The organism is Saccharopolyspora sp. 7B (genome assembly GCF_020177435.1).
In the GTDB taxonomy this organism is placed as follows: Bacteria; Actinomycetota; Actinomycetes; order Mycobacteriales; family Pseudonocardiaceae; genus Saccharopolyspora_C; species Saccharopolyspora_C gregorii.
The window spans coordinates 1-12,768 of sequence record NZ_JAIUKC010000028.1; the positions used below are offsets into that span (position 1 = coordinate 1).

Sequence of the window (12,768 nt, forward strand, 5' to 3'; positions counted from 1 at the left end):
CCCGGCCCATACCGCCCCCCCCCCACCCCCCCCCCCCCCACCACCCCCCCCACCCCCCCCCCCCCGCCCCGGGGGTCACCGCCCCGTCCGCCCCACCCCGTTGCACTACCGGTCCGTTCACTCGGGGATCGGGCGGGTCAGCGGCCCGCCCAGCGGTGCCACACCTCGGCGCGGGCGGTCGCGGTGCGGCCGCGGCGGGCGAGCAGCGCGGCGGGAGCGTGGGCGCCGAGCTCGGCGAGCACCCGCAGCCGCAGCGCGAGCCGGAAGTTCGCCGGCGGCACCGGATCCCCGCGCAGCCTGCGCAGGGGCAGCACCGCGGTGAGCGCGGCGAAGCGCGCCAGCTCCCGCGCCGCGACCCGTCCCGGCGCGCAACGCAGCAGCGCCAGCAGCCGGTTCCGCTCGTTCCACCGGTGGAACTTCGCCGAGCCTGGCCGGGTGCTCGCGCCGTGCAGGTGCGCCACCCGGGCATCGGGCACCAGCAGCACCCGGCCGCCGTCGAGCCGCAGCCGCCACGCGGTGTCGGTGTCCTCGTAGTAGCAGAAGAACCGCGCCGGAACTCCGCCCGCGGCGCGCAGTTCCGCGGTCCGCAGCAGCGCCGCCCCGCCGCAGAACCCGAACACCTCCCGCGCCGGGCCGGCGGCGGCGCCCGAACCGGTTCCGCCGACGGATTCGGTCCCGCCGACCGACTCGACCTCGGCACCTGACTCGACCTGCACCGCCGGTTCGTCCCCGCCGGCCGAAGGGACCCCGCCGACGGACTCGCCCCCGTCCACCGAATCGACCCCGTGCCCATCACCGCTCAACCGCACTCCGGCGGACTGCACCGCCCCGTCCGGGGTGCGCAGCACGGAGGCCGCCGCCCACGCCCCGCGGTCCGCGTCGAGCGCGTCCTCCAGTGCGGCGAGCCAGCCCGGTTCGGGTGCGGCGTCGTCGTTGAGCCAGGCCACGAACGGGGTGCCGATCCGCGGCAGCGCCGCCGCGATGCCGCCCGCGTAGCCGAGGTTGCGCCGCAGCCGCAGCACCTCCGGCCGGGACGGGTGCCGGGCGATCAGCTCGGCGGTGCCGTCGTCGGAGGCGTTGTCCACCACCAGCGTCCGATGTGGACGGTTCAGTGCGGCGACCGCGTCCAGGCAGGCGGTCAGGTGCCGCCGCCCGCGCCAGGTCACGACCACGACCGTGCTCCGCACACCGCCTCCGTTCCGCGTCCGGCCCCGAACCCTAGGTGACGGCACCGCGCTTCCCGGCGGTACCGGTGAATTCGCAGCGTAGGGTTCTGCTCGGCGTGCAGGTGGCCGCCGCCCGCGAACCGGAGAGGTGATGAGGTGCCCGAGTTGGTCGTGATCGCCGAGCAGCTGGTCGCTCCGGTGCCGGGCGGCACGGGCCGCTACACCCGCGAACTGCTCGCCGCGCTCGCCGCCACCGCCCCCGCGGGCTGGGAGGTGCGCAGCGCGATCAGCCGCGGCGCCGATCCCGCCCGCGCCGCGGTGGACGGGGTGCGCCCCCCGGCGGTGCTGCCGCTGCCGCGCCGCGCCCTCACCGCGGCCTGGGAGCGCGGCCTGCCGCCGTGGCCGGGCGGCGACTCGGTGCACGCCATGACCCCGCTGGCCCCGGCTCGCAAGCGCGGCCGCGGCCTGGTGGTGACGGTGCACGACACCGTGCCCTGGACCCACCCGGAGACGCTCACCCCGCGCGGCGTCGCCTGGCACCGCCGCGCCATCGCCCGCGCCGCCCGCGACGCCGACGCGATCGTGGTGCCCACCGAGGCCGTCGCCGCCGACCTCGCCACCCGCGTCGCGCTGCGCGCCGACGTGCGGGTGATCGGCGAAGGGGTGCCCGGAGCGCTGCTGGCCGAGCCCGACCCGGACCGGGCGCGCACCGCCGCCGCGAGCCTCCCGTCCCGGTACCTGCTGACCGTCGGCACCTTCGAACCCCGCAAGGGCCACGCGCACCTGATCGAGGCGCTGGCCCGGCCGGAGGCACCCGACCTGCCGCTGCTGCTGGTCGGTGCGCCGGGCTGGGGCGGGGTCGACCCGGTGCGCTTGGCCGAACGGCACGGCCTGCCCGCCGGGCGGGTGCGGGTGCTGCGCGACATCGGCGATGCCGAGCTCGCCGTGCTGCTGCGGCGGGCGACGGCCCTGGTCGCGCCGAGCCTCGCCGAGGGCTTCGGGCTGCCGGTGCTGGAGGCGATGGCGCTGGGCACCCCCGTGGTGCACTCCGACGCTCCCGCCCTGCTGGAGGTCGCCGGGTCCGCCGGGCTCACCGCGCGCCGCGCCGACCCGCGCGCGCTGGCCCGCGCGCTGCGCATCGTCGTCGATGACCCGGACCAGCGCGCCCGGATGTCGGCGGCCGGTCCGCGCCGCGCCGAGCTGTTCGGCTGGCGGCGCGCGGCCGAGCAGGTGTGGCGGGCGCACCTCGAGGCGTGATTTGCGGAACCCCCCACGATCCGCACCGGCACCCCCGTACGCTGCACGCGTGCACAGAGGCGAGCCGCAGCTCCTCGTCGACGCCACCGCCGTCCCCGCGGACCGCGGTGGCGTCGGTCGCTACGTGGATTCCTTGTTGGCCGCGCTCGACCAGGACGGCGCGCAGCTGAGCGTCGCCTGCCAGCCGCGGGACGCCGCGCTGTACGGCAGGCTCGCCCCGAACAGCCGGATCATCCCCGCGGCGGAGGCCGTCGCGACCCGCACCGCCCGCCTCACCTGGGAGCAGACGACGCTGCCCCGGCTGGTGCGCAGGCTCGGCGCGCAGGTGCTGCACTCGCCGCACTACACGACGCCGCTGGCGAACCCGGCGGCGTCGGTGGTCACGCTGCACGACGCCACGTTCTTCACCGACCCGGCGCTGCACTCACCGGTGAAGGCCCGCTTCTTCCGCTCCTGGACGAAGGCCGCGCTGCGCCGCGCCACCCTGTGCGTGGTGCCGAGCGAAGCCACCGCCGACGAGCTCGCCCGCAGCGCCGGGGCCGACCGCTCGGCGATGCACGTGATGTACCACGGCGTCGACCCCGAGCACTTCCACCCGCCGTCGCCCCCGGAGATCGCGGCCGTGCGGGACCGGCTGGGCCTGCACGACCAGCCGTACGTGGCGTTCCTCGGCGCCCTCGAACCGCGCAAGAACGTGCCCGCGCTGATCAAGGGCTTCACGATGGCCGGCCGCGGCCGCTCCGACGACCCGGCGCTGGTGCTGGCCGGTCAGCCCGGCTGGGACACCAGGGTCGAGCGGGCGCTGGAGGCGGTGCCGCACCGCGTGCGGGTGATCCGCGCCGGCTACGTGCCGTTCGCCGAGTTACCCGGTTTCCTCGGTGGCGCGCACGTCGTCGCGTACCCGAGCATCGGCGAGGGCTTCGGGCTGCCCGTGCTGGAGGCGATGGCCTGCGGCGCGGCGGTGCTCACCACCGGACGGCTCAGCCTGCCCGAGGTCGGCGGAGACGCCGTCGCCTACTGCGGGGTGCGGCCCGCCGAGATCGCCACCGGGCTCACCGGGCTGCTCGACGACCCGGCCCGCCGCGCCGCGCTGTCGGCCGCCGCGCAGCGCCGCGCCAAGGAGTTCACCTGGGCCGCGTGCGCGGCGCAGCACCGCGAGGCCTACTCCCGTGCGCACCACCTGCACCGCCGCAGCCGCTGACGGGGCCTCACCGCCCCGCGGCCGCCGAGCACCGTTCGGCAGAATGTCCGGGCGTGACCGCCTCTTCCCGCAGCCATGGCGACGAGCTCGCCATCGTCATCGTGACCTACTCGCCCGGCGAGACCCTCGACCGCAACCTCGACTCGATCCGCGCTGCCACCGAACGCCCGGTGCGGGTGGTCCTGGCCGACAACGGGTCGACGGACGGGGAACCGGAACGCGCCGCCGAGACCCGCTCCGAGGTCGAATTCCTGCCGACCGGGGCGAACCTCGGCTACGGCGGGGGAGCGAACCGCGGGGTGGCGGCGCTCGGCGAGGAGTACGGCTGGGTGGTGATCAGCAACGCCGACGTCGAATGGGCGCCGGGTGCGCTGGACGAACTGCTGGCCGCGGCCGAGCGCTGGCCGCGCGGTGGTGCCTTCGGCCCGCTGATCAACGAGCCCGACGGCACCGTCTACCCGTCCGCGCGGCTGCTGCCCTCGCTGGGACGGGGAGCGGGGCACGCGGTGCTCGGCCGGATCTGGCCGGGCAACCCGTGGACCCGCGCCTACCGGCAGTCCGAGGCGGTCGTCGAAGAGCGCACCGCGGGCTGGCTGTCCGGCTCCTGCCTGCTGCTGCGCCGCGAGGCGTTCGACGGCATCGACGGCTTCGACCCGCGCTACTTCATGTACTTCGAAGACGTGGACCTGGGGGACCGGCTCGCCCGCAAGGGCTGGCTGAACGTGTTCGTGCCCAGCGCGCGGATCACGCACATCGGCGGGCACGCCACCTCCAGCGCACCGGCGAAGATGCTGGTGGAGCACCACCGCAGCGCTTACCGGTACCTCGCGGACCGGCACCGGGGCGCGGTGTGGGCGCCGCTGCGGCTGGCGCTGCGGGCCGCGCTGGCGGTGCGGGCGCGGCTGGAAGTGCGGGCGCGCGGGAAGTAGCCGGGCGGGGGGGGGGGGGCGCCGCGCCGCCCGTCGAGCCGCGGCTAGTACTGCTGGCGGGCCGCGCGGGAGCCGAGCGGGCCGAACTGGCCCTCGGTGCGCTGCGCTTGGTACGGGTTCGGCGGCAGCTGCTGGCCGAAGTCCTCCTCGGGCCAGCCGTACGGGTCGTTCCGGCCGCTCTGCTGCTGGCCCTGCTGCCCGCCCTGCTGTTGCTGCTGGCCGCTCTGCTGCTGGCCCTGCTGCTGTCCGCCCTGCTGCGGGGGCTGCTGCCCCGACTGCTGCCCGGACTGCGGCCTGCCCTGCTGGTCACCGCCCTGCTGCGGCCGGTTCTGCGGCTGCCCAGACTGCTGCTGAGCGCCCTGCCGGGCCTGCCCCTGCTGCCCGGTCTGCTGCGGCCGCTGCTCGGCGCGCTGCTGCTGCGGCCGGGCCGCCTGCTGCTGGGATCCGTGCTGCTGCGGGGGCTGCTGCTGCGACGTGGGCTGCGGGATCGCCGTCGTCGCGTCCGCGTCGACCTGCGCGTGGTCGGCGGCGGCGATCACGGTGCGCGGGATCCGCACGGTCGTCGAGGCGTCCATCGGCGAGGTGGCGCTGTCCGGTGTCACGACGAACGCGCCCCGTGCCCGCGCACGAGCAAGTGTTTCGTCGGCTCGGTCCCGCGGGTCCATAGCGGTGCCTCTCCATGCTTTCGCCGTCGGGTTCTCGGCCGCGTCGCGACCGTCGCGCTACCGCGGTGCGCCGTCGAGGAGCTCGTCGCGCCGCGGTCCCTTCATGTTGTCGCCGTCCCGCGGCAAGGTATGCGTGCCCTGTCCGCGTCCCGGCACGGGGTTCGACTTCGGTCCGCGCCGTGGCGCGGGGTTCGGTCCTGTTCCGCTGCTTCGCACTGTATCCGCCGTTGCCGTTCCGGGGCGGGTATCGGCGGTGGTCGGGCGCCCGGTGTCGTCGCGGCGCGACGATCGTCGTGCCACCACCGGGAGCGCTTCCGCGACGCCGAGGTGGGGCGGAGCCGCGGTCGTTCGGTCGAGTTCGGGGGCGGCCGTCCGGACCCGGGACCTCGCCGCGCCGTCGCGGCGGCCGTCCCGCGCGTGCCACCGGGAGGATGGGGGGTGTGCTGCGGTGCCGGGGCGCCGTGCCCGCGGAACGGACCGGTAGTGACCGATTCCACTGAGCCGGAACCCGGTCTCCATTATGCCGCCGTCGTTGTCACAGTATTCCCCCCAACGGGTTTTCGTCAGGATCTACCGGACGCGCTCGGCACCGGCGCGGGGAAGCCCCCGCCGCCGATGACCGCGGCCGCGTGCCGGTACCGGATGCCGGGACGAGCCCGGCGCGAGGAAGGAGGTCCGGTATGACCGCCGGTCCCGATGGTTCGCCCGGCCCGCTGCACGACGCGGAGGCGGTGGTGCTCGTCGGCGGCAAGGGCATGCGCCTGCGCCCCCTGACGCTGTCCGCGCCGAAGCCGATGCTGCCCACCGCCGGAGTGCCGTTCCTGAGCCACCTGCTCGCGCGGATCCGGGCGGCCGGCATCCGGCACGTCGTGCTCGGCACCTCCTACAAGGCCGAGGTGTTCGCCGAGCACTTCGGCGACGGCTCCGAGTTCGGCCTGGAGCTGGAGTACGTCGTCGAGGACGAGCCGCTGGACACCGCGGGCGCCATCCGCAACGTGGCGCACCTGCTGCGGGAGAAGGACGTGCTGGTGTTCAACGGCGACATCCTCTCCGGCCTCGACCTGCGCTCCCTCGTCGAGACCCACCGCGCCGGCGCGGCCGAGGTGACGCTGCACCTGGTGAAGGTGGCGGACCCGCGCCAGTTCGGCTGCGTGCCCACCGACGGCGACGGCCGGGTCACCGCGTTCCTGGAGAAGACCGAGGATCCGCCGGTCGACCAGATCAACGCCGGTTGCTACGTGTTCCGCCGCCCCGTGATCGAGGACATCCCGGCCGGTCGCCGGGTGTCGGTGGAGCGCGAGACCTTCCCGGGGCTGCTGGCCGCCGGTGCTCGGTTGCAGGGGCACGTGGACTCCTCGTACTGGCTGGACATGGGTACGCCCGCCGCCTACGTCCGCGGGTCGGCGGACCTGGTGCGCGGCGAGCTGCCCTCCGCGGCGCTGCCCGGCACCCCGGGCGAGGCCTTGCTGCTGCCCGGCGCGGACATCGCCGCGGGCGCCGTGGTCGACGGCGGCAGCACCATCGGCGCGGGCGCGGTCGTCGCGGAACGCGCCCGGATCACCGGCTCGATGGTGTTCGACGGCGCGCGGATCGGGGCCGAGACCGAGGTGGACGGTTGCGTGATCGGCGCCGGGGCCCGCATCGGTGCGGGCGTGGCGCTGCGCGGCGCGGTGATCGGCGACGGCGCGGTGATCGGCGACGAGTGCGAGCTGCTGGACGGCGCCCGGGTGTGGCCCGGTGTGGAGATCCCCGCCGGTGGCGTGCGGTTCTCGGCGGACCGGAGATGACCTGATGCGCACCACCTGGCAGCCGCCCGGCCCGCTGGACCTCCCGCAGGTGCTGGCCCCGCTGCGCCGCGGCAGCGGTGATCCCGCCAGCGCGGTCCAGGAGTCCGGTGCGTGGTGGCTGGCGTCGACCACCGCGCACGGCCCCGGGACGCTGCGGCTCGCCGCCGACCCGGCGGGCGCGGTCGTCGCCGAAGCGTGGGGCGACGGCGCGGAACCGCTGCTGGCCCAGGTGCCGGAGCTGCTCGGCGCGGCCGACGACGACGGCGGGTTCGTGCCCGTGCACGACGCGGTCCGGCGCGGCGCGCGGGCCGCCCGCGGCCTCCGGCTCTGCGCGACCGGGGGGGTGTGGGACGTGCTGGTCGCCGCGGTGCTGGAGCAGAAGGTCACCAACCGGGAGGCGTGGCGGTCCTGGCGCGAGCTGTGCCGCCGGTTCGGCACTCCCGCGCCCGGTCCGGCGCCGCGCGGGCTGTGCGCGCCGCCGAGCCCCCGGCAGCTGCGGGAGATCCGGGACTGGGAATGGCACCGGGCGGGCGTGGACGGTGCCCGGCGGCGCACCCTGATCGCCGCGGCCGGCGTGGCGCACCGCCTGGAGCGGGCCGTGGAGCTGGGCGGGGAGCCGGGCCGCGCGCTGCTCCAGCACGTCCCCGGCATCGGGCCGTGGACGGCGGCGGAGGTCGCGCAGCGCGCCTGGGGCGACCCGGACGCGGTCAGCGTCGGCGACTACCACCTGTCGACGATCGTCGGGATCGGGCTCGAAGGACGGCCGATGGACGACGCGGAGATGCTCGACGCGCTCGCCCCGTACGCGGGCCAGCGGCACCGGGCGGTGCGCTACCTCGGCGCGGCCGGGGTCCGGCGCTCCCGGTTCGGGCCGCGTCTGCCGCCCCGCGACTACCGCGTGCTCTGAACCGGGTGCGGGCGGGCCGCGGCCAGCAGCGGGCCCAGGTCGGACTCCGCGGGCAGCGCGTCGATCGGCCACCAGCGCAGGTCCAGCGACTCGTCGCTGCGCACCGGCTCGGCGCCCGCGGGCGCGCGCACCAGGTACCGCACGTCGAAGTGCCGCGTCGGCACGCCCAGCGAGCAGGTGATCGGGTGCACGTCCAGGTGCACCGGTTCCGCGGACACCGCCAGCCCGTCGATCCCGGACTCCTCGGTGGCCTCCCGCAGCGCGGCGCCCGCCAGCGAGGTGTCCTCCGGTTCGCAATGCCCGCCGAGCTGCAGCCACTTCCCGACCCGCGGGTGCAAGGTGAGCAGCACGTGCTCCCCGGCCGCGTCCAGCAGCACCGCCGACGCCGTCACGTGCCCCGGCGCGCAGGCGCGCAGGCACGCGTCCTCGCGCGCGTCGAGCAGCGCCAGGAACGCGTGCCGCAGCGCCTCCTGCCCGTAGTCGGACGGCCGCCATCCGCGCAGCACCTGTTCCGCGTCCGCGTGCAACACCTCGGCCCCCACGACCGAACCTCCTCGCGCTCGCACCCGCTCACTCGGCGGAACCTGCGGTGATGTCAGAGTTCCAGCAGCCCGTCGTCCAGCTCGCGCGGCGGCCGCGGGCCGCCGCCCGGCTCGGCCGGGTGCCCGACGGCCACCGCGCCCAGCGGTTCCCACGACTCCGGCAGCTCCAGCGCCGACCGCACCACGTCGGGGCAGAACATCGTCGAGGACACCCAGCAGGAGGCGAGCTCCTCCGCGGCCAGCGACACCAGCAGCCCCTGCACGGCGGCACCGCCCGCGACGGTGAACATCTCCCGCTCCGCGGCGGTGCGCCGCGCGTCCGGGTAGTCGTGCGCGCCGTCCCGGACCAGGAACGGCAGCACCAGTTCCGGTGCCGCGTACAGCAGGTCGCCGCGGCCCACCCGGCGCTGCGCGGAAGCCTCCTCGCGGCCGTCGCCGCGCAGGTCCGCCAGCCACGCCGTGCGCATCGCGTCCAGCAGCTTCGCCCGCAGCGGCCGGTCCCGCAGCCACACGAACCGCACCGGGCGGGTGTGGTGCGGGGCGGGTGCGGTCAGCGCGGCGGCCACGGCGCGGCGCACCGGTTCCTCGGCCACCGGTTCCGCGCTGAACGAGCGCACCGAGCGGCGCAGCAGCACCGCTTCCCGGCGGCCCTGCGCGATGGCCTCGTCGGTGCCGAGCCGGAACAGGTCGTGCTCCACCGGCCGCGCCAGGTCCCGCGCCGAGGAACCGTCGTCCTCGGTGCTCAGCCCGCGCAGCACCGCCACCGGCACGCCGCCGAGCTTGCCCTTCACCAGGTCCGCGGCGGCGGCGACCTCGTCGGCGATGGCGACCTCGGTGACGGCCAGCTCGTTGCCCTGCGCGTCGATGCTGCCCGCGTACCGGTGCAGCACCCGCAGCCCGGCCGCGCCGATCGCCGCGTCGGTCTGCCCGTTGCGCCAGGTCCGCCCCATCGTGTCGGTGATCACCACGCCGACCTGCACGCCCAGCCGGTCGGCCAGGCCGGCGCGCAGCCTGCGCGCCGAGGCGTCCGGGTCCTCCGGCAGCAGCGCGATCCGGTCCAGCGCCACGTTCGAGGCGTCCACCCCGGAGGCGGCCTGCACGATGCCCAGCTTGTTCCGCGTGATCAGCGTGTTCCGGAACCGCGCCAGCACCTCGGTCGCCTCGGAGCGCACCAGCTCGCGGCGCAGCCGCTCCCGCTCCTCCGGGTCGCGCGGGGTGCGCACCACCCGGCCCTCGACCTTCGAGACGACCTTGCTGGTGACCACCACGACGTCCCCGTCGGACAACCACGGCGCGCTCGCCGCGATGGAGGCCGCCACGTCGTCGCCGGGCCCGAACTCGGGCAGCCCGGTCACCGCGAACAGCTGGAGCCCGGCGGTCGCCGCGTGATCCCTCATGACCCCTCCGGAACCGAGAGCCCGGCCGCGTCGAACGCGGCCCGCGCCATCTCCGCCGTCGCGTCCACGTCGGACATCAGCAGCGGCACGTCGCGCACCGCCACGCCGGGCACGTCGGCGGTGTCGCCGGTGTGCACCAGCCACGCGTCGAGCACGCCGTCGGCGGACTCCGCGCGGGAACCGTAGAGCCTGCCGACCGCCTCGGCGGAGGTCTCCACGCCGATCGCGGTCAGGCAGGCGTCGGCCATGCCGCGCAGCGGGCGGCCGCCGATGATCGGGGACACGCCCACCACGGGCGCCGCCGTCGAGCGCAGCGCCTCCCGGAAACCGGGCACCGCGAGCAGCGTCCCCACGCTCACCACCGGGTTCGACGGCGCGACCAGCACCACGTCGGCCCCGGAGATCGCCTCGGCGACCCCCGGTGCGAGCGAAGCCTCCTCGGCGCCGACCGGCACGATGGCGCCCGCGGCGGGTTCGGCGCGATGGCGCACCCACCACTCCTGGAAGTGCACCGCGGTCGGCTCGCCGGTGGCCGGGTCCTCGATCGCCACGTGCGTTTCGACCCGGTCGTCGCTGACCGGCAGCAGCCGCACCCCGGGCCGCCAGCGGTCGCACAGCGCCTCGGTCACCGCGGACAGCGGGTAGCCGGCGCGCAGCATCCGGGACCGCACCAGGTGGGTGGCGATGTCCCGGTCGCCCAGCCCGAACCAGCTCGGTTCGGCGCCGTAGGCGGCCAGCTCCTCCTTCACCGACCACGTCTCGCCGACGCGGCCCCACCCCTTCTCGGTGTCGATGCCGTCGCCGAGGGTGTACATGCAGGTGTCCAGGTCCGGGCAGACCCGCAGCCCGTGCATCCACACGTCGTCGCCGATGTTGACCACGGCGGTCACCTCGTGCGGGGACCCGCCGTCGCCTTCGCCGAGCGCGGGCATGCCCAGCGCCGCCTTGACCCCCAGCAGGAACCGCGCCCCGCCGACTCCACCGACCAGTGCTACGACCTTCACCCCGCGATCCTCGCACGCGGGCGGGGGCGTCCGAGGCCGGACCGGTGTCCGCTGCGTCACCGGCGGGGCCCGCGGATCAGAACTCCCAGAAGCGGAACGACTCCTGGCCCAGCAGCGCCAGCACCGGTTCGCCACCGACGAGGCCGAAGACGAGGTAGGCCAGCGAGAAGAACGCCCGGCCCACGAACGGCACCGCGAACAGCAGCAGGAACAGCACCAGCGGCGCCCACGGCCGCGCCTTCTCGCCGAGCTCCCGCGCCCGGTACGACAGCCACGGCTCGATCGCGCCGTACCCGTCCAGGCCCGGGATCGGCAGGATGTTCAGCACGAACGCGATCACCTGCAGGAACGCCAGGTAGGACAGCCCGGTGGACAGCCCCTGCGGCATCGGCACCAGCTGCACCGCGGCCGTGATCAGCATCCCGAGCACCAGGTTCGTCAGCGGGCCGGCCAGCGAGACCATCGACTCGACGCGCCGGTTCCGCAGCGCGTGGTGGTTGATCCACACCGCCCCGCCGGGCAGCGGGATGCCACCGGCGATCACGAAGAGCAACGGCAGCACGATGCTGAGTACCGGATCGGTGTAACGGCGGGGGTCCAGCGTCAGGTACCCCTTCGCCGGGACCGAGAGGTCGCCGCCCCGGTACGCGGTGATCGCGTGGCCGAATTCGTGCAGGCACAGCGACGTGGCCCACCCGCCGAGGACGATCAGCACGATGCCGGTGGTCCGGGCGAACGACTGGTCCACGGTGGCCAGGACGCCACCGAGCACCGTCGCGCCGAGCAGGGCCAGGAACAGGGGGCTCACTCGCGTGTTCACCCCACCAGTGTCCCCGGTCGGCCCCGACCGCCGGGTGCCGACGGGTGAAAAGTCGCGATTCGCGCTGCGCGGCGCCGCCACCTGGCGTATCGGCCCGCCGACAAAAGAGTGCCGGAGTTGCGTCATGCAGCGGGAGCGGTGGGGTCCCTCAACGGGTTGGCTCCGCTTGACCGAGTGGAGCTACACCGGTGTAATCACAGCGGTGTCATTCTCCGCTGAAATGATTGCTCGGCGGCGGGTTCGCCGGGCGGTCCACCGCAGAGCGGTCGGCCGCCGGCGGTGAATCCCGGCGAATCGTCCGGTTCGGTTTTCCACCTCGTGGATTTTCCGCCTGCCGGATTTCGAGCGGAGGCCGGGGAAAGGGAGCCCCGGCAGGTGGCCATGGTCGAACGGGCGGGTCCGGTGAGAGGGCCGGTGCGCTGCCCGGGCGGCGACGCGGGGCGCGGTGCGCCTCACGTCCGGAGTGCATCCCGAACGGTCCTGGGGAGGGCCGCAGGGAACGGGAGCGATCGGGGGAGGACCAATGTGGGAGACAGGTCAAGCCCACCTGATGGAACAGGGCCGCTTGATGGAACAGAGTCATCCGCTGCTTCAGGGGAACCTGGTGCAATGGGGGGATCGGCAGGAATCCGAGACCACGGATGCCGATGTGCTCGCTCAGCTCTTCGAACTGGGTGAGCCGGAACAGGAGTGGCAGGAGCGCGCATTGTGCGCGCAAACCGATCCGGAGGCCTTCTTCCCGGAGAAGGGCGGCTCCACTCGCGAGGCCAAACGCATCTGCGCGGGCTGCGAGGTCCGATCCGAATGCCTGGAGTACGCGCTGGAGCACGACGAGCGCTTCGGCATCTGGGGCGGGCTGTCCGAGCGGGAGCGCCGCCGCCTCAAACGACGCGCGGTGTGAAGCCGGGCCCGCGCCCGCAGGTCCGGAGGGGCCGGCGGCGCGCCGGGCCCGGCTCCGCACCGGAGGCATCCGTCCCGGACCGGCCCGCGCTGATCACCTGAGACACCTGCGCGGACGCCCGTCCCGGTTCGGAGACAGGCTCTGAGGTTTCCGGCTCCCGTCCACTACCGTCGTGCGGTGATCGCACCACGG

At 75.4% G+C, this 12,768-nt stretch carries 12 protein-coding genes; 6 read left to right on the forward strand and 6 right to left on the reverse strand.

Going from position 1 to position 12,768, the window contains the following annotated elements; translation table 11 throughout:
* Positions 1-137: 137 nt before the first annotated feature.
* The gene (locus LCD33_RS05550) at positions 138-1,187 is read right to left on the reverse strand and encodes a glycosyltransferase family 2 protein (protein ID WP_224977582.1); all 1,050 of its coding nucleotides are present in this window, start codon (positions 1,185-1,187) and stop codon (positions 138-140) included.
* A 135-nt stretch (positions 1,188-1,322) separates the two neighbouring features.
* On the opposite strand from LCD33_RS05550, the gene LCD33_RS05555 reads away from it, so the two are divergent.
* From LCD33_RS05555 to LCD33_RS05565, 3 genes are read left to right on the forward strand one after another with little or no spacing between them, the layout of a single operon-like run.
* Complete coding sequence (locus LCD33_RS05555; RefSeq protein WP_224977583.1) at positions 1,323-2,423, forward strand: glycosyltransferase family 1 protein; 1,101 nt, start codon at positions 1,323-1,325, stop codon at positions 2,421-2,423.
* A gap of 49 nt (positions 2,424-2,472) precedes the next feature.
* Entirely contained in the window at positions 2,473-3,624 is a 1,152-nt protein-coding gene (locus LCD33_RS05560) for a glycosyltransferase family 1 protein (protein ID WP_224959291.1), read from the forward strand.
* Positions 3,625-3,677: 53 nt separating this feature from the next.
* Positions 3,678-4,553 (forward strand): glycosyltransferase family 2 protein, encoded by an 876-nt coding sequence (locus tag LCD33_RS05565; RefSeq protein WP_224959290.1) that lies wholly within the window; start codon positions 3,678-3,680, stop codon positions 4,551-4,553.
* 44 nt (positions 4,554-4,597) lie between these two features.
* Here LCD33_RS05565 and LCD33_RS05570 read toward each other — a convergent pair whose 3' ends face one another.
* Positions 4,598-5,155, reverse strand: a complete 558-nt coding sequence (locus tag LCD33_RS05570; protein ID WP_224967526.1) for a hypothetical protein — start codon at positions 5,153-5,155, stop codon at positions 4,598-4,600.
* Positions 5,156-5,898: 743 nt separating this feature from the next.
* On the opposite strand from LCD33_RS05570, the gene LCD33_RS05575 reads away from it, so the two are divergent.
* Positions 5,899-7,005 (forward strand): sugar phosphate nucleotidyltransferase, encoded by a 1,107-nt coding sequence (locus LCD33_RS05575; RefSeq protein ID WP_224959288.1) that lies wholly within the window; start codon positions 5,899-5,901, stop codon positions 7,003-7,005.
* Positions 7,006-7,009: 4 nt separating this feature from the next.
* Positions 7,010-7,912 (forward strand): DNA-3-methyladenine glycosylase, encoded by a 903-nt coding sequence (locus LCD33_RS05580; protein WP_224977584.1) that lies wholly within the window; start codon positions 7,010-7,012, stop codon positions 7,910-7,912.
* Here the strand turns inward: LCD33_RS05580 and LCD33_RS05585 are convergent.
* From LCD33_RS05585 to LCD33_RS05600, 4 genes are all read right to left on the reverse strand, one after another.
* A complete protein-coding gene (locus LCD33_RS05585; RefSeq protein ID WP_224959286.1) occupies positions 7,897-8,454 on the reverse strand; it encodes an NUDIX hydrolase in 558 nt (185 codons plus the stop codon). The two genes, LCD33_RS05580 and LCD33_RS05585, sit on opposite strands and share 16 nt — an antisense overlap.
* 53 nt (positions 8,455-8,507) lie before the next feature.
* The gene (locus LCD33_RS05590; protein WP_224959285.1) at positions 8,508-9,851 is read right to left on the reverse strand and encodes a coenzyme F420-0:L-glutamate ligase; all 1,344 of its coding nucleotides are present in this window, start codon (positions 9,849-9,851) and stop codon (positions 8,508-8,510) included.
* Complete coding sequence (cofD, locus tag LCD33_RS05595; protein ID WP_224967523.1) at positions 9,848-10,855, reverse strand: 2-phospho-L-lactate transferase; 1,008 nt, start codon at positions 10,853-10,855, stop codon at positions 9,848-9,850. Before cofD ends, LCD33_RS05590 begins: the two co-directional genes overlap by 4 nt.
* A 76-nt stretch (positions 10,856-10,931) precedes the next feature.
* On the reverse strand, positions 10,932-11,675 hold the full coding sequence (locus LCD33_RS05600; RefSeq protein WP_224959281.1) for a site-2 protease family protein: 744 nt from the start codon (positions 11,673-11,675) through the stop codon (positions 10,932-10,934).
* 568 nt (positions 11,676-12,243) lie between these two features.
* Here LCD33_RS05600 and LCD33_RS05605 point away from each other — a divergent pair.
* On the forward strand, positions 12,244-12,576 hold the full coding sequence (locus tag LCD33_RS05605) for a WhiB family transcriptional regulator (RefSeq protein ID WP_224959299.1): 333 nt from the start codon (positions 12,244-12,246) through the stop codon (positions 12,574-12,576).
* The last annotated feature ends 192 nt before the right edge of the window (positions 12,577-12,768 follow it).